Origin of the sequence: Streptomyces sp. NPDC005820 (assembly GCF_040630255.1) — a bacterium.
Taxonomy (GTDB): Bacteria; Actinomycetota; Actinomycetes; order Streptomycetales; family Streptomycetaceae; genus Streptomyces.
Genome location: NZ_JBEXXE010000053.1, coordinates 69429 through 84950, shown reverse-complemented (window position 1 = coordinate 84950; position 15522 = coordinate 69429). Strand labels below are relative to the sequence as shown.

Genomic DNA, 15522 nt, shown 5'->3' with positions numbered 1-15522 from the left:
TTCGTCGAGGAAGATGATCCGGGGGCTGCCGACCAGGGTCATGGCGAGGTCGAGGCGGCGTTTCATGCCGCCGGAGTAGGTGGAGGCGGGCTTGCTCGCGGCCTCGGTGAGGTCGAAGCGTTCCAGCAGTTCGGCGGCGATCCGTCGGCCCTCGGCCTTGGGCAGGTGGTGCAGGTCCGCCATGAGGAGCATGTTCTCCTCGCCGGTGATCAGGCCGTCGACGGCGGAGAACTGTCCGGTGACCCCGATCGTGGCGCGTACCGCCTGCGGGTCGGTGGAGAGGGCGTGGCCGCCGACGCGGATCTCGCCCGCGTCGGCGCCGATCAGGGTGGAGAGGATCTTGACGGCGGTGGTCTTGCCGGCCCCGTTCGGGCCGAGCAGGGAGAAGATCGTTCCTTCCGGGACGGCCAGGTCGACGCCGTCGAGGACGGTCTTGTCGCCGTAGGACTTGCGCAGCCCGGTGGCGGCGATGGCCAGGTCGGTCATGAGAGGTGCCCCCTGTGTGGTGTCGGTGACCGCGGATCAGTGACTGGCGGCGGTGATGTCGCCGTGGGCGGTGGTGGCGCGGATGTCGAGGTCGGCGGCGCCGTCGTTCTTCAGGGCGTTGCTGATCCGCCCGTGGCCGGTGCCGGCGTCCAGTGCGGCCGAGACCCCGGCGGCGGCGGTGACCGAGATGTCGCCGGACTGGGTGCTGAGCACCACCGAGCCGCGCACGGCCTCCGCGATCCGGATGTCGCCCCGCGAGGTGCTGATCTCCGCCGGGCCGCCCAGCCGGCCGACCTCGACGTCGCCGTCGACCGCGGTGAGGCGGACGCTCGCCGCCTCGTCGATCTTGATCCGGTGGTACGCGCCGTCGAAGACGAGGTCGCCGAGGCGTCCGACGCCGCGGAGTTCGGCGCTTCCGGCCTTGCCCTCGACGTGGGAGCCGGCGGGCAGCTGGACGGTCACCTCGACGGATCCGGAGGGGCCGAAGAGCTGGTTCTTCGCCGGGGCGGCCGCGATCCGCAGGACGCCGTCGCCGTAGGCGACCTGGATCTGCTCCGCCGCCTTCACGTCCCGGCTCTTGGAGGCGTCCGCGGGCCGGACCTCGACGACGGTGTCCGCCCGGTCGGCGGCGATGAACCGGATGCGTCCGGCGGGGATGTCGAGGACGGCGGAGACGGGGGCGGGGGTGTCGAACTTCTGCATCGTGAGCTCCTTGGTTCCGGCTTGCGCCGCGTTGTTTCTGACGATGGAAAAGCTACGTTGCGTTCACAGATCAGGCAACAAGCTTGTTGCGCTGAATTGCAATCAATGCAGGTGAGAGCCTATAAATCGTTGCAATGTGATGGACGGTAATGCAACGTCCCTAGTCTGTTCGTTGCAATGGAGTGCCGGTGAACGCTATGGTTGGGGTGTCACGAACCACGAAGGAGGCCGCGATGCCGGGAGGCAGGCTCACCCAGCAGGAACGCCAGCGGATCGCGCTGGGACTGGCCGACGGTCTCGCCTACGCGGAGATCGCCAGAGGGCTCGACCGTCCGACGTCGACCGTCACGCGCGAGGTGATCCGCAACGGCGGACCCACCTCCTACCGCGCCGACCTCGCCCACCGCGCCACGGAACACCGCACCCATCGGGGCCGCCGGACCGCGCCCCGGGGAGCGGAGGCGCCCCCGCAGCCCCACGGACGCGACGCCGAGGCCGTACGCGCGTACCAGGAGTCGCTGACCACCGTCTTCATGGCGTCGGGCATGCCCACGATGACGGCCCGGGTGATGGCCTGCCTCATGATCAGCGACACGGGCAGCCTCACCGCGGCCGAACTCGTCCAGCGCCTCCAGGTCAGCCCGGCGTCCATCTCCAAAGCCATCGCGTTCCTCGAAAGCCAGGACCATGTCCGCCGGGAACGCGACGAACGACGCCGCGAGCGCTATGTCGTCGACGACGACATCATGTACGAGGCGATGGTGGCCAGCGCCCGGTCCACCGCCCAGGTCGCCGAGACCGCACGGCAGGGCGTCGGCATCCTCGGCCCGGGCACCCCGGCCGCCGTCCGGCTCGAGAACATGGGCCGCTTCCTCGACTTCGTCTCCGAGAGCATCGCCCGCGCGGCGGACCAGGCCCGCGCGGTCCTCCACACCAAACCCGAAGCCTGAAACGCAGCCGGTCCGCTGACAGACTGACGGCATGCGTACTGCCTTCTCTGTGGACACGGTCCGGAGTGCCGAGCGGGAACTGATGGGGCGGGTGCCCGAAGGGGCGCTGATGCAGCGGGCCGCCGCCGGGCTCGCCGTCGCCTGCGCGGAGCTGCTGGGCCGGGTGTACGGACGGCGGGTCGTCCTCCTGGTGGGCAGCGGGGACAACGGGGGTGACGCCCTGTACGCGGGAGCGCGGCTGGCCCGCCGGGGCGCCGGGGTGAGCGCGGTGCTGCTCGCGCCCGAACGGGTGCACGGCGGAGGGCTCGCCGCGCTGCGGCGGGCGGGGGGATCGGTGGTGGGAGCGGACGGCGCCGAGGAGGCCGTCCGGCGGGCCCACCTCGTCGTCGACGGGATCGTCGGCATCGGGGGGAAGGGCGGGCTGCGGCCCGAGGCGGCGGCGCTGGTCGCGGCCGTCGAGCGGTCGGGGACCGCCGTCGTCGCCGTCGATCTGCCCAGCGGGGTGGAGGCGGACAGCGGGGAGGTGCGGGGGGCCGCCGTACGGGCCGAGGTGACGGTGACGTTCGGGACGCACAAGCCGGGGCTGCTGATCGATCCCGCGCGGGAGTACGCCGGTGTGGTGCGGTTCGTCGACATCGGGCTCGGGGACGTCCTGCCGGACCGGGCCGACCTGGAGGCCCTCCAGCACGCGGACGTCGCCGCCCTGCTGCCCGAACCCGGCGGCGAGAGCGACAAGTACCGGCGCGGGGTGGTGGGGATCGCCGCCGGGTCCGCGCGCTATCCCGGCGCCGCCGTGCTGGCCGTCGCGGGGGCGCTGCGCGGCGGGGCGGGGGCCGTACGCTACGTCGGGCCCGCCGGGGCGGACGTGCTCGCGCGGTTCCCGGAGACGCTGGTGTCGGACCGGGGGCCCCGGAAGGCGGGGCGGGTGCAGGCGTGGGTGGTCGGGCCGGGCGCCGGGGAGGACGCCGCGACCGTGGCCGAGGTGCTGGGCACCGACGTACCGGTGCTGCTGGACGCGGACGGGCTGCGGCTCGCGGAGCGGGAGGCGGTACGGGGGCGGAGCGCGCCGACCCTGATGACCCCGCACGCGGGGGAGGCCGCCGCCCTGCTGGGGGTGGCCCGGGAGGAGGTCGAGGGGGCGCGGCTGGCCGCCGTACGGGAGTTGGCGGCGCGGTACGCGGCGACGGTCCTGCTGAAGGGGTCGACGACCCTGGTCGCAGCCCCGGACGGCGGACCGGTACGGGTGAACGCGACCGGGACGCCCTGGCTGGCCACCGCCGGGAGCGGGGACGTGCTGTCCGGGCTCGCCGGATCGCTGCTGGCGGCCGGGCTGTCGGCGCTGGACGCGGGGAGCGTCGCGGCGTATCTGCACGGGCTCGCGGGGAGGTTCGCGGCCGAGGGAGCCCCGGTGGGGGCGCACGACGTGGCGGACGCGATTCCGCGGGCGTGGCGGGATGCCGGGCGCTGAAAGGCGGAGGGTCGCTGCGGCCCGGCACTCCAGCGCTCCGCGGGCCCTCTGAGACACTGGGCGGCGATGAGTGAGAACGCCATGACCCCGTCCGCCCCGCCGCGCGCCCGAGCCGAGATAGATCTGGGCGCGCTGCGGGCCAATGTGCGGACCCTGCGTGCCAAGGCGCCGGGGGCCGCGTTCATGGCGGTGGTCAAGGCCGACGGGTACGGGCACGGGGCCCTCGCGTGCGCCCGCGCCGCCGTGGCGGCGGGGGCCGAGTGGGTGGGCACCGCCACCCCCGAGGAGGCGCTCGCCCTGCGGGGGTCCGGGCAGCTGCCGGCCGACGTCAGGATCATGTGCTGGCTCTGGACGCCCGGAGGGCCCTGGCGGGAGGCCGTCGAGGCCGATCTCGACGTGTCCGTGAGCGGGTTGTGGGCCCTGGAGGAGGTCATGCTCGCCGCGCACGCCGTCCGGAAGCCCGCCCGTGTCCAGCTCAAGGCCGACACCGGGCTCGGCAGGAACGGCTGTCAGCCGGGCGAGGACTGGGACCGGCTCGTCGCCGCCGCGCTCGAGGCCGAGGAGGGCGGGCTGCTGCGGATCACCGGGCTGTGGTCGCACTTCGCCTGCGCCGACGAGCCCGGGCATCCGTCCGTCGCCGCCCAGCTCGGACTCTTCCGGGAGATGATCGCGCACGCCGAGGCGCGGGGCGTACGGCCCGAGGTGCGGCACATCGCCAACTCGCCCGCCACGCTCACCGTCCCCGACAGCCACTTCGACCTCGTCCGGCCGGGTGTCGCGATGTACGGCCTCTCGCCCAGCCCACAGCTCGGCTCCGCCGCCGACCTGGGGCTGCGCCCGGTGATGACGCTGGCCGCCTCGCTGGCGCTGGTCAAGCGGGTGCCGGGCGGACACGGCGTCAGTTACGGGCACCACTACGTGACCCCCGGCGCGACCACGCTCGGGCTGGTCCCGCTGGGGTACGCCGACGGGATCCCCCGGCACGCCTCGGGCACCGGACCCGTGCTGGTGGCCGGCAAGTGGCGTACGGTCGCCGGGCGGATCGCGATGGACCAGTTCGTGGTCGATCTCGGCGGGGAGGAGCCGGGCGCCGGCGCGGAGGCCGTGCTGTTCGGGCCGGGCGACCGCGGCGAGCCCACCGCCGAGGACTGGGCCCAGGCGGCCGGAACCATCGGGTACGAAATCGTCACGCGCATCGGAGCACGCGTTCCCCGCGTCTATGTGAACGAGTGACGAAGCGGGTGACCCGCGGGTAGGACACTACTTCGGCAGCTTCTTCGGTGGCCTCGGCAGCTTCTCCGGGGCTTCGGGAGCTGCTTCGAGAGTTTTTTCGACGCCTTGTGGACAGGAGCGGTACGTGAGCGAGAGCAGTGCGGAGGCAGTGGCGGACGCCGCCTCGGCGGCCGTCGCCGTCGTCTCCGCCACGGGGGCGGCCGGGGGCTGGCGCCGGGCGACCGGTATCGCCGGCGCCGCGATAGGCGTGATCGCCGCGGGCGCCGCGGCCGGGGTCGCCATCGAGCGGATGACCGTGGGGCGCGGGATGCGGGCCAAGGCCCGGCTCGCCCTGGACTCGGCGGGACCGTACGGGGCGCTGCGCGGCACCCCCGGCAAGGCGATCGCCGACGACGGCACCGAGCTGTACTACGAGGTCGACGACGTCGAGCCGCAGGGCGGGCCCGCGGGGCGGCGGCGCCGGCTGTTCGGCCGCAAGGCGCCCCTTCCCGTCACCGTCGTCTTCAGCCACGGCTACTGCCTCACCCAGGACTCCTGGCACTTCCAGCGGGCGGCGCTGCGGGGCGTCGTACGGACCGTGCACTGGGACCAGCGCAGCCACGGGCGGTCCGCGCGCGGGGCGGCCCAGCTCCGGGACGACGTACCGCTCACCATCGACCAGCTGGGGCGCGATCTGAAGGCCGTGATCGACGCGGCCGCGCCCGAGGGGCCGATCGTGCTGGTCGGGCACTCCATGGGCGGGATGACCGTGATGGCGCTCGCCGCGCAGTATCCGGAGTTCCTGCGCGAGCGGGTGGTCGCCACCGCCTTCGTGGGGACCTCCTCCGGGCGGCTCGGCGAGGTCAACTTCGGGCTGCCCGTCGCCGGGGTCAACGCCGTACGGCGGGTGCTCCCCGGTGTGCTCAAGGCGCTCGGGCAGCAGGCCGCGCTGGTGGAGAAGGGGCGGCGGGCCACCGCCGATCTCTTCGCGGGGATCATCAAGCGGTACTCGTTCGCCTCGAAGGACGTCGATCCGGCCGTCGCGCGGTTCGCCGAGCGGATGATCGAGGGGACGCCGATCGATGTCGTCGCCGAGTTCTATCCGGCGTTCACCGATCACGACAAGACCGAGGCGCTCGGTCTGTTCACCGGCATGCCGGTGCTCGTGCTGGCCGGGACCGGGGATCTCGTCACGCCCAGCGAGCACAGCGAGGCGATCGCCGACGCCCTGCCGGGGGCGGAACTGGTCCTGGTGCCGGATGCCGGGCACTTGGTCATGCTGGAGCACCCGGAAGTCGTCACCGACCGCCTCGCTGATCTGCTCGCCCGCGCCGGGGCGGTGCCCGCCACGGCTACCGTGGGGGGCTGTGACTCCGCCTCCTCCTGACGGAGGTGGCTTCCAGCCTTCGGCTGCGGTCCAGCCCGAACCGACCCCTTGCGGGGCGTGATCAGTGTACTACTGCGAGTGAGTGACGATGGAAGAAAACGCAACGCCGCCCCCGTCCATCCAGCTGACCGTCACCTCCCCCGAGCAGATGCGGGAGCTGGGTCGCCGCCTGGCCAAGCTGCTGCGGGCCGGTGACCTCGCCATGCTCAGCGGGGAGCTCGGCGCGGGCAAGACGACCCTCACCCGGGGACTGGGGGAGGGGCTCGGGGTGCGCGGGGCCGTGACCTCGCCGACGTTCGTCATCGCCCGGGTCCACCCCTCCCTCGGGGACGGGCCGCCGCTCGTCCACGTCGACGCGTACCGCCTCGGCGGCGGGCTCGACGAGATGGAGGACCTCGACCTCGACGTGTCCCTGCCCGAGTCCGTGATCGTCGTGGAGTGGGGCGAGGGGAAGGTCGAGGAGCTGACCGACGAACGGCTCCAGGTCCGCATCCACCGGGCCGTCGGCGACACCACGGACGAGGTGCGGCACGTGACCGTCACCGGCCTCGGCGCACGCTGGTCCGCCACCGACCTGAGCGTGCTGGCGGCCTGAGCGGCCCGGTCGGGGTTACGCCGCCCGGGGGTGCTCGGCGGGCCCGGCGGGCTTTTCCGTGAGGGCGGGGTCGGGCAGGCGCGGGGGCGTCGAGACCGTCTCGGCCGCGGCGCACGAGGACAGCAGCTCACGCATGGACACCCCGGCGAGCGTGAACGGCCGTGGCGGCTCGACCTGGGTGGTCCGGTGCTCGTCGGCCGGCATGGCACCTCCCGGAAGCGGGGCTGGTTAGGTACACCTAACTAGCGGTGGGATACCATGTGACCACGCAGAAGACGCCGTACGCAACATTTTGCCGACCGGTTGTCGGAAACCTTCACGCCGGGGCGCCGGATCACGGCCACCGGATCACGGTCACCGGATCACGACGATCCGCTGTCCGATCGTCGCGAAGTCCCACATCGCGTCCCCGTCCGCCCGGGTCTCCCGGATGCCGCCCGTGCGCACCGTCGCGTCCGGCGCCGGAGCCGCGTCCTTCACCGCCGCGCTGAAACCGATGGTCACGCCGTCCACCGAGGTGAAACGGACGACGTGCTCCACGGGGATGCCGTCGGTGCCGGGGACCGCGCCCGAGCGGGAGCCCACCGTGTAGGCGCCGGGGAGCGGGTCGACCCGGCCGGGGGTGACCCCGAACGTGCGTTCCACGTTGCCCGCCATGCCGACCAGCCACACCCGGTCGTCGTCCAGCGAGTACACGACCCGCCGGCCGCTGCCGGAGTTCCCGGGCAGCGCGGTGGGGTGCGCCTCGTCGCGCGGCGCCTTGCGGGCGGCGGCGGAGGGGGCGTGCGGCTTGCCGAGGCCGGGAGGAACGTTCGCGGAGGCCTGGTAGGCGAGGAACCCGACCGTCGTCACGGCCGCCGCCGTGAGCCCGGCGACGAGGGTCGAGCTGCGGACCGCCACGCGACCACCTCCCTGGAAAGAACGCCGTGAACGGGAAGCCGTAAACGGAAAAATTGTCGTATGTCATGCTTCCCGGCGACGGTAGCAGTCGTCGCGAGCCCCGCCCGGACATCCGACACGGGCGCCCGGGAGCCGTAGGCTGTTTGCGTGCTCTTGCTCGCTCTGGATACCGCCACCCCAGCCGTCACCGTCGCGCTGCACGACGGCACGGACGTCATCGCCTCCTCCAGTCAGGTGGACGCACGCCGGCACGGCGAGCTGCTGCTGCCGGCCGTCGACCGACTGCTCACCGAGGCGGGGCGCGCACTGGACGCCGTCACGGCGATCGTCGTCGGCGTCGGCCCCGGCCCCTACACCGGGCTGCGCGTCGGGCTGATGACCGCCGACACCTTCGGGCTCGCGCTCGGCGTCCCGGTGCACGGGCTGTGCACCCTCGACGGCCTCGCCTACGCCTCCGACCTCGAAGGACCCTTCGTCGTGGCGACCGACGCCCGGCGCAAGGAGGTCTACTGGGCGCGCTACGACGACTCCCGCACCCGCGTCACGGAACCCGCCGTGGACCGGCCCGCCGACATCGCCGACCAGGTCGCGGGGCTCCCGGCCGTCGGCGCGGGCGCGCTGCTCTACCCGGACACCTTCCCGAACGTGCACGAGCCCGAGCACGTCTCGGCCGCGGCACTCGCCTCCCTGGCCGCCGAACGGCTGGCGGCCGGCGGGGTACTGCCCGCTCCCCGCCCGCTGTATCTGCGGCGGCCGGACGCCCAGGTCCCCAAGAACTACAAGGTGGTCACCCCCAAGTGACCGAAGCCGTGACTCCGAGCCTGCGCGAGATGCGCTGGTGGGACATCGATCCCGTGCTGGAACTGGAGAAGGACCTCTTCCCCGAGGACGCCTGGTCCCGGGGCATGTTCTGGTCCGAGCTGGCGCACTCCCGGGGCGCCGAGGCGACCCGCCGCTATCTCGTCGCCGAACAGGGCGGGCGGGTCGTCGGATACGCCGGGCTCGCCTCCGCCGGAGACCTCGCCGACGTCCAGACGATCGCCGTCGCCCGCGACCAGTGGGGCACCGGCCTCGGCGGCCGGCTGCTCACCGAACTGCTGCGGGCGGCGACCGCCTTCGACTGCGCCGAGGTCATGCTGGAGTGCCGGGTCGACAACGTCCGGGCGCAGAAGCTCTACGAACGCTTCGGCTTCGAGGCGATCGGCTTCCGGCGCGGCTACTACCAGCCCGGCAACGTGGACGCCCTGGTCATGCGCCTGACCGACCCGGCGGCGACCGTACGCCAAGAAGACAACCAAGGAACCGACACCCATGGCTGACGAACCCCTCGTCCTCGGCATCGAGACCTCGTGCGACGAGACCGGCGTCGGCATCGTCCGGGGCACCACCCTGCTGGCCGACGCCATCGCCTCCAGCGTCGACGAGCACGCCCGCTTCGGCGGGGTCGTCCCGGAGGTCGCCTCCCGCGCCCATCTGGAGGCGATGGTCCCGACCATCGACCGGGCGCTGAAGGAGGCCGGCGTCAGCGCGAAGGACCTCGACGGCATCGCGGTCACCGCCGGGCCGGGCCTGGCCGGCGCGCTGCTGGTCGGCGTCTCGGCGGCGAAGACGTACGCCTACGCCCTCGGCAAGCCCCTCTACGGCGTCAACCACCTCGCCTCGCACATCTGCGTCGACCAGCTGGAGCACGGCCCGCTGCCCGAGCCGACGATGGCACTGCTGGTCTCCGGCGGTCACTCGTCCCTGCTGCTGTCCTCCGACATCACCTCCGACGTCCGCCCCATGGGCGCCACCATCGACGACGCGGCGGGCGAGGCCTTCGACAAGATCGCCCGCGTGCTCGACCTGGGCTTCCCCGGCGGGCCCGTCATCGACCGCTACGCCCGCGAGGGCGACCCGAAGGCCATCGCCTTCCCGCGCGGTCTGACCGGACCGCGCGACCCGGCGTACGACTTCTCCTTCTCCGGGCTGAAGACGTCCGTCGCCCGCTGGATCGAGGCGAAGCGCGCGGCCGGCGAGGAGGTGCCGGTACGGGACGTGGCGGCCTCCTTCCAGGAGGCGGTCGTGGACGTCCTGACCCGCAAGGCCGTCCGGGCCTGCAAGGACGAGGGCGTCGACCATCTGATGATCGGCGGCGGGGTCGCCGCCAACTCCCGGCTGCGGGTCCTGGCCCAGGAGCGCTGCGAGAAGGCGGGCATCCGGCTGCGGGTCCCCCGCCCCAAGCTGTGCACGGACAACGGCGCGATGGTCGCCGCGCTGGGCGCGGAGATGGTGGCCCGGGGCCGGTCGGCGTCGGGCTGGGACCTCTCGGCGGACTCCTCCCTCCCGGTGACGGACCCCCATGTGCCCGCCCGCGGGCACAGCCACGACCACAGCCACGACCACGGCCATGTGCACGAGGTCAGCAAGGACAACCTGTACTCATGACCGTCGCGCTGATGTGGGAGGCCCGGGCGGCCGAGGGCCGGGGCAGCGACCTGCTCGCCTGGGCCGAAGCCCGGTCCCTCGCGGAGCGCCCCCTGCGCCGCGAGACCTTCCGCGCCCCCCAGGACCGGGTCCTCGTCCTCACCTGGTGGGACGCGGAGTACGACGCCGAGCTCCCCGAGCTCCCCGACCCGGCGCCCGGCCTGGTGACCCGCCCGGTCCACCGCTGGCGCTTCGAGTCGGTCGAGCGGTCCTGGTACGCCGTCCGCTGCGTCTTCCGGCACGGCCCGCTCGGCGTCTACGAGGAGCGCGTCACCCTGTGGACCGCCGGCTCCCCCGACGAGGCGATCGCCCGCGCGGAGGCCGAGGCCGTCGATTACTGCGCGGGCCTCGACGGCGTCGAGTACGTCCGTTTCGCCGAGACCTACGCCCTGGTCACGGCCCCCGGCGAGGGCACGGAGGTCTTCTCCCTCATGCGGGAGAGCAGCCTGCCGCCGGACGCGTACGTGGAGCGCTTCTTCGCGACGGGGGCCGAGCGCACGGACGGCTGAGAGGCCTCAGGGCTGGGGCGCCGACAGGAGCCACACCGAGGTGACGAGGGTGGTGCAGGACAGGACGAAGGCGACCGTGCCGGTCAGGGTCGGGCCCGTCATGACGAGACCCAGGGTCACCCCCAGGACGGCCCCCAGGGCAGCGGTGGTCCCCGCGTCGCGCCAGGGAGGTGCGGCCGTCGTACCGGGCGGGAGGACGAAGGCGTCGCGGAGATCGGTGCGCATGACGTCGTCGTCGAACACGGCGTTGGTCGGGGGGTGTTCCCGCAGTCGGCCCAGGGGGACCAGACGGGTGCCGTCGGGGAGGGCCGCGACGGCGCGGCGGCCGGTGCCGTGCACGGTGACCCGGAGGCCGGGCGGGGGCTCGTGCAGGGCGGGGTGCCACATGACCCGCTGCCAGCGGGTGCCGCCCTCCGGGGTCGTCAGCTCCAGCCAGGTGGCCCTCGGGGCGCGCCAGGCCGCCCGGCGGCTTCCGGTGCGGACCCGGGCGGTCAGGGGACGGCCGGGGCGGCGGGCCGCCAGCCGGAAGCACAGGCCGCGCCGGAGCCAGACCAGCGTCAGGAGGAGGGCCACCGCCCCGCCCAGGAGGACCGGGACGATCAGGTCGTCCTCCGCGGCCGTTTCGGACGGGTCGGCCGGGAAGCCCCGGGGGTCGCCGGCGGCGGGGTCGTAGGCGACCGGGAAGTCCTCGCCCTCGGCGTAGCGGTCGGTGTCGTAGACGCCGAAGCGCTGGACGTGGGTGTCGCCCCCGCCGTCGGTCCAGCGGACCCGGATGTCCAGGTCGTCGCCGATGCCGTCCTCGACGACCACACCGGTCGTACGGGCCGTGGCCCGGTCGCGGGCGTCCGTATAACTGACGGCGTGGAGGCCCAGCCAGGCGGCGAACAGGCCGTATCCGGTCAGGATGACGGCGATGCCGAGGAGGGCCGCGCGCAGGGGGGTTCTCATGCGGGCGTCTCCTTCGGGCGGGACTGCGGCAGCAGGGCGCGGACGGCGGTGGGGTCCGTGGTCGTCACGGCCTCGGTGAGCAGTTCGCGCAGGTCCACCGTGCGGCCGTCCGGGGACGTCAGGACGGTGTCCGTCCAGCGGGTGGCCGGGGTCCAGCCGGAGGTCTCCAGCACCTCGGCGAGCGCTCCGGCCACCACCGCCGCGCAGACCGTGCGGGCCACGTGGGCGCGGACGGAGCGGGGGACCCGGCGCAGGCCGGGCTCCAGCCGGCGGGCCAGCCGGGGCCAGGTGCCGTCGGCGAGCGTGTCCAGGGCCGCCCTGACCGCCGCCTCCGGCGTGTCGTGGCCGGTGACCTTGAACAGCCGGGCCGTGCCGGAGTCGTCGTCCAGGCCGCGCAGCTCGTCGGGGGGCAGGTCGAGCAGCCGTACCGCCTCGACGTCGTTCTCGTCCTCGCCGTCCTGGAGGGCGAGGCGGTGGACGCACCAGCGGGTGATCTCCGGCGCGTTTCGCAGGGTGACCGGTGTGCCGCCGTACGTTCCCGTGCCCGGGAGCGCGGGCAGGGCGGCCAGGCGGACCGCCTCGGGCGGGTGGTCGGCCGTGGCGTACGGGTCGATCGCGTCCTCCTCGGCGGCGGCGAGGGCGGCGCGGTGGGCCACGTGCGGGTCGGCGAGGGCCGCGTCGAGGGCGTCGTAGAAGTCCTCGGGCCAGGCGTCCCGTTCCGCGAGGTCGGACAGCCAGGCGTCGCCGAGCCCCTCGAAGACGGCGTGCAGCCGGACGGTACGCCGCAGGGCCGCCGCCGTGGCCGCCGCGCCGGCGACCCGGGCAGCGTCGGCGTCGGCGGCCGTCTCCGCCCGCCAGAAGTCGGGCTGGGAGGCGCGCAGGAGGGGCGCGGCGAGCGGTGCCAGGGGACGGACGCGGGCGTCCAGACGGTCGGTGAGGCGGGAGCGGGCGTACCGCAGGAAGCCGGCGCGGCGGCTGCCCACATGGCGTTGATGGGCCAGCTCATGGGCGACGACGGAGGCGAGTTCGGCCTCCGTGAGGGTGCGCAGCAGGGGCAGGCCCAGGAAGAGGACGTGGGTGCGCACCCCGGAGACCCGGACCCGGCCCAGGGACGCCTGGACGACCGGCACGATCCGGACCAGCAGGGGTGCGCGGAAACCGAGGCGGTCGGCCACGTCCCGGACGAGCGCGGCCAGTTCGGGCTCGTCGTCGGGGTGCACGGCCCGGCCGGGCAGCGGGCCGCGGTCCCGGGCGACGGCGCCGGTGACGCCGAACCAGAACAGCACGAGGGGGGCGAGCAGCGACCAGTCCGGACCCCAGCGCAGACCGACGACGAGTACTACCGCGCCGAGGACGACCGCGGGCAGCAGACCGACGGCCAGCAGGGCGGCGCCGAGCAGCCACTGCCGGACGGCGGTGGGCCGCTCGGCCGGTTCCGGTATGAGGGTGTCCATGTGGGCGGTTTCCCGTCGCGCCTGGTTTCAGGAGGTCGGCGGATTCTGACACAGGGGCACCCACCGGGCGCACATCAGTTTCGTACGACCTCCGTCCCGCACCGCAGCCGCCGGTCCGCCCCCACCTCGCGCACCGGACCCGTCAGCCGCAGCCGGACCGTCTCGCGCGCCTCGGCGCTGGACGTCCCCAACCGCAGCTCCAGCTCGCCCGGTTCGACGACCCGGCGCCCCGAGCGGTCGGTGAAGGCGGACAGGTCGGTGTGGAAGCGGAAGGTGACCCGGGCGGACTCGCCGTCGGCGAGGTCGAGCCGCTGGTAGCCGATCAGCCGGACGTCGGGGCGGGTCACGCTCGCCACCGGGTCGTGCAGATACAGCTGGACGACCTCGGTGCCCGGACGGGGGCCGGTGTTGCGGACGGTGACGGACACCTCGTACCCGCCGTCCGTGCCGATCTCCGTCTCCGGCGCCTGCGGGCCGCCGCCGGTGAAGTCCTCCCAGGTGAAGGAGGTGTACGAGCGGCCGTGGCCGAAGGCGTACAGCGGGGTCGGGTCCAGGCTGCTGACCTCGCCCGCCAGGCCCAGCGGCGGCTGGAGGTAGGTCCAGGGCTGGCCGCCGGGCACACGCGGCACGCTGACCGGGAGGCGGCCGGAGGGGTTGAGGCGGCCCGACAGCACGCCGGCCACCGCCGGGCCGCCCTCCTCCCCCGGGAAGAAGGCCTGGACGACCGCGCCCAGGCGTCCGTGCCAGCGGCCGAGCGCGTAGGGGCGGCCGGTGAGCATGACCAGGACGACGGGGACGCCCGTCGCGACGAGCGCGTCGAGGAGCTCGCCCTGGACACCCGGCAGGGTCAGGTCGGCCACGTCACAGCCCTCGCCGGAGGTGCCCCGGCCGAACAGGCCCGCCCGGTCGCCGAGCACCGCCACGCAGACGTCCGCCTCCGAGGCGCGCGCGATGGCCTCGGTGAAGCCGGAGGGGTCGGGGTCGGAGACCGGGCAGCCCTCGGTGAACGTCACCTTGGCGTCCGGGAGTTCGGTGCGCAGCGACTCCAGCAGGGTGGGGATCTCGATGCCGAGGTCCACGCCCGGGTGGTGGGGGAGGACATGGGAGGGGAAGGAGTAGCAGCCGAGCATCGCCAGGGCGTCCGCCGCCCTCGGGCCGACCACCGCGATCCTGGTGTCGGGGGCGAGGGGGAGCAGCCCGGCGGGGTTGTCCAGCAGGACCACCGACTTCTCCGCCAGCCGGCGGGCCAGCGCGCGGTTCGCGGCCGGGTCGAGGTCCACGGACTCCGGGGGCTCCGGCTGCCAGTCCTCGTCCAGCAGGCCGAGTTCGCATTTCTGGAGCAGGACCCGGCGGGCCGCCCGGTCGACCAGCTCTTCCGGGATCTCCCCGGCCCGGACGGCCGCGACGAGCGCCTCGCCGTAGTGCTTCACCGTCGGCAGTTCGACATCGATGCCGGCCTCCAGCGCGAGACCCGCGGTCTCGGCGGGGGTGCCGGCGACCCGGTGCAGGGTCTGCAGGAAGCCGATGCCGAAGTAGTCGGCGACGACCGTGCCGGTGAAACCCCACTCCTCGCGCAGCAGGCGGGTCAGCAGGTCCGGGTCGGCGGAGGCGGGGACGCCGTCGCGTTCGGTGTAGGCGGCCATCACCGAACGGGCGCCGCCCTCGCGCAGCGCCATCTCGAACGGCGGGAGGGTCACGTCCGCGAACTCGCGGGTGCCCGCCCGCACCGGGGCCAGATTGCGGGCGCCGGCGGAGGAGGCGTACCCGGCGAAGTGCTTGAGGGTGGCGACGACCCCGGCGGACTCCAGGCCCCGGACGTAGGCCGTGCCGACGGTGGCGACCAGGTAGGGGTCCTCGCCGATCGTCTCCTCGACCCGCCCCCAGCGGGGGTCGCGGACCACGTCCAGGACGGGGGCCAGGCCCTGGTGGACGCCGACCGCGCGCAGATCGCGGCCGATCGCCCGGCCCATCTCCTCGACCAGCGGCGGGTCGAAGGCGGCTCCCCAGGCCAGCGGGACCGGGTAGGCGGTGGCCCGCCAGGCGGTGAACCCGGCCAGGCACTCCTCGTGGGCGAGGGCCGGGATGCCGAAGCGGCCCGCGGCGGCGATCCGGCGCTGGGCGGCGGCCAGGGCGCGGGCGCCGGTCGCCGGGTCGACGGGGGCGGTGCCGAAGGGGCGGGTGAGCTGGCCGAGCCCCCGGGTGATCAGGTCGTCCCACTCGTAGTCGGCGGTCATGTCGTGCTGGTGCGGGGCGACTCCCCCGCCGTCCGCCGCGGCGCCGACCCACACGCCGTACAGCTGGGCGGTCCTCTCCTGAAGGGTCATCCGGGAGAGCAGGTCGTCGACTCGGGCGGCGGCGGGCAGCGCGCGGTCACGCCAGGGGGCGGTGGTCATGAAACTCCTGTCCCGGGGGATCCTGTCCCGAAGGATTCGAATGTTTCGTAAC

General features: G+C 74.2%; 15 protein-coding genes and 1 pseudogene. 9 read left to right on the top strand and 7 right to left on the bottom strand.

The window, feature by feature from the left end; translation table 11 throughout:
- Both ABZ464_RS43735 and ABZ464_RS43730 read right to left on the bottom strand, forming a co-directional pair.
- A partial coding sequence (locus ABZ464_RS43735) for an ATP-binding cassette domain-containing protein (RefSeq protein WP_359287499.1) occupies positions 1–486 on the bottom strand: 486 nt, incomplete at its 3' end.
- Between the two features lie 36 nt (positions 487–522).
- Positions 523–1188 carry a DUF4097 family beta strand repeat-containing protein gene (locus ABZ464_RS43730; protein WP_359287498.1) on the bottom strand — a complete coding sequence of 222 codons (666 nt, stop codon included), beginning with the start codon at positions 1186–1188 and terminating at the stop codon, positions 523–525.
- Positions 1189–1421: 233 nt separating this feature from the next.
- Between ABZ464_RS43730 and ABZ464_RS43725 the strand changes: the two genes are divergently transcribed.
- The 5 genes from ABZ464_RS43725 (at position 1422) to tsaE (ending at position 6800) form a co-directional block, all read left to right on the top strand.
- Positions 1422–2138 carry a helix-turn-helix domain-containing protein gene (locus tag ABZ464_RS43725; protein WP_359287497.1) on the top strand — a complete coding sequence of 239 codons (717 nt, stop codon included), beginning with the start codon at positions 1422–1424 and terminating at the stop codon, positions 2136–2138.
- Between the two features lie 31 nt (positions 2139–2169).
- Positions 2170–3606, top strand: coding sequence for an NAD(P)H-hydrate dehydratase (locus ABZ464_RS43720; protein WP_359287496.1), 1437 nt, complete (start codon positions 2170–2172; stop codon positions 3604–3606).
- A gap of 66 nt (positions 3607–3672) precedes the next feature.
- Positions 3673–4839, top strand: a complete 1167-nt coding sequence (gene alr / locus ABZ464_RS43715; protein ID WP_359287495.1) for an alanine racemase — start codon at positions 3673–3675, stop codon at positions 4837–4839.
- Positions 4840–4963: 124 nt separating this feature from the next.
- Positions 4964–6205 (top strand): alpha/beta hydrolase, encoded by a 1242-nt coding sequence (locus ABZ464_RS43710; protein ID WP_359287494.1) that lies wholly within the window; start codon positions 4964–4966, stop codon positions 6203–6205.
- Positions 6206–6293: 88 nt separating this feature from the next.
- Complete coding sequence (tsaE, locus tag ABZ464_RS43705) at positions 6294–6800, top strand: tRNA (adenosine(37)-N6)-threonylcarbamoyltransferase complex ATPase subunit type 1 TsaE (RefSeq protein WP_359287493.1); 507 nt, start codon at positions 6294–6296, stop codon at positions 6798–6800.
- A 15-nt stretch (positions 6801–6815) separates the two neighbouring features.
- Here the strand turns inward: tsaE and ABZ464_RS43700 are convergent, their stop codons facing one another.
- Complete coding sequence (locus ABZ464_RS43700; RefSeq protein WP_359287492.1) at positions 6816–7004, bottom strand: hypothetical protein; 189 nt, start codon at positions 7002–7004, stop codon at positions 6816–6818.
- Positions 7005–7154: 150 nt separating this feature from the next.
- Entirely contained in the window at positions 7155–7700 is a 546-nt protein-coding gene (locus tag ABZ464_RS43695; RefSeq protein WP_359287491.1) for a hypothetical protein, read from the bottom strand.
- A gap of 147 nt (positions 7701–7847) precedes the next feature.
- On the opposite strand from ABZ464_RS43695, the gene tsaB reads away from it, so the two are divergent.
- From tsaB to ABZ464_RS43675, 4 genes and pseudogenes are all read left to right on the top strand, one after another.
- Positions 7848–8501, top strand: a complete 654-nt coding sequence (tsaB, locus tag ABZ464_RS43690) for a tRNA (adenosine(37)-N6)-threonylcarbamoyltransferase complex dimerization subunit type 1 TsaB (protein ID WP_359287490.1) — start codon at positions 7848–7850, stop codon at positions 8499–8501.
- Positions 8498–9019, top strand: coding sequence for a ribosomal protein S18-alanine N-acetyltransferase (rimI, locus tag ABZ464_RS43685; RefSeq protein WP_359287489.1), 522 nt, complete (start codon positions 8498–8500; stop codon positions 9017–9019). The genes tsaB and rimI overlap by 4 nt, the downstream gene beginning before the upstream one ends.
- Positions 9012–10127 (top strand): tRNA (adenosine(37)-N6)-threonylcarbamoyltransferase complex transferase subunit TsaD, encoded by a 1116-nt coding sequence (gene tsaD / locus ABZ464_RS43680; RefSeq protein ID WP_359287488.1) that lies wholly within the window; start codon positions 9012–9014, stop codon positions 10125–10127. Before rimI ends, tsaD begins: the two co-directional genes overlap by 8 nt.
- Positions 10124–10369, top strand: a pseudogene (locus tag ABZ464_RS43675) (hypothetical protein); the annotation flags it as partial. The gene tsaD and the pseudogene ABZ464_RS43675, both read left to right, overlap by 4 nt.
- A gap of 312 nt (positions 10370–10681) precedes the next feature.
- Here ABZ464_RS43675 and ABZ464_RS43670 read toward each other — a convergent pair.
- From ABZ464_RS43670 to ABZ464_RS43660, 3 genes are all read right to left on the bottom strand, one after another.
- Positions 10682–11623: a hypothetical protein gene (locus ABZ464_RS43670; protein WP_359287487.1), complete on the bottom strand. Its 942-nt coding sequence runs from the start codon at positions 11621–11623 to the stop codon at positions 10682–10684.
- Complete coding sequence (locus ABZ464_RS43665; protein ID WP_359287486.1) at positions 11620–13077, bottom strand: M48 family metallopeptidase; 1458 nt, start codon at positions 13075–13077, stop codon at positions 11620–11622. Before ABZ464_RS43665 ends, ABZ464_RS43670 begins: the two co-directional genes overlap by 4 nt.
- Positions 13078–13151: 74 nt before the next feature.
- Complete coding sequence (locus ABZ464_RS43660; RefSeq protein WP_359287485.1) at positions 13152–15470, bottom strand: glycoside hydrolase family 3 N-terminal domain-containing protein; 2319 nt, start codon at positions 15468–15470, stop codon at positions 13152–13154.
- Positions 15471–15522 lie beyond the last annotated feature (52 nt).

Bases quoted from the DNA above. Each gene is read 5' to 3' on its own strand.
- ABZ464_RS43730 (WP_359287498.1), bottom strand. From the start codon at position 1,188: ATGCAGAAGTTCGACACCCCCGCCCCCGTCTCCGCCGTCCTCGACATC.
- ABZ464_RS43725 (WP_359287497.1), top strand. From the start codon at position 1,422: ATGCCGGGAGGCAGGCTCACCCAGCAGGAACGCCAGCGGATCGCGCTG.
- ABZ464_RS43720 (WP_359287496.1), top strand. From the start codon at position 2,170: ATGCGTACTGCCTTCTCTGTGGACACGGTCCGGAGTGCCGAGCGGGAA.
- alr (WP_359287495.1), top strand. From the start codon at position 3,673: ATGAGTGAGAACGCCATGACCCCGTCCGCCCCGCCGCGCGCCCGAGCC.
- tsaE (WP_359287493.1), top strand. From the start codon at position 6,294: ATGGAAGAAAACGCAACGCCGCCCCCGTCCATCCAGCTGACCGTCACC.
- ABZ464_RS43700 (WP_359287492.1), bottom strand. From the start codon at position 7,004: ATGCCGGCCGACGAGCACCGGACCACCCAGGTCGAGCCGCCACGGCCG.
- tsaD (WP_359287488.1), top strand. From the start codon at position 9,012: ATGGCTGACGAACCCCTCGTCCTCGGCATCGAGACCTCGTGCGACGAG.
- ABZ464_RS43670 (WP_359287487.1), bottom strand. From the start codon at position 11,623: ATGAGAACCCCCCTGCGCGCGGCCCTCCTCGGCATCGCCGTCATCCTG.
- ABZ464_RS43665 (WP_359287486.1), bottom strand. From the start codon at position 13,077: ATGGACACCCTCATACCGGAACCGGCCGAGCGGCCCACCGCCGTCCGG.
- ABZ464_RS43660 (WP_359287485.1), bottom strand. From the start codon at position 15,470: ATGACCACCGCCCCCTGGCGTGACCGCGCGCTGCCCGCCGCCGCCCGA.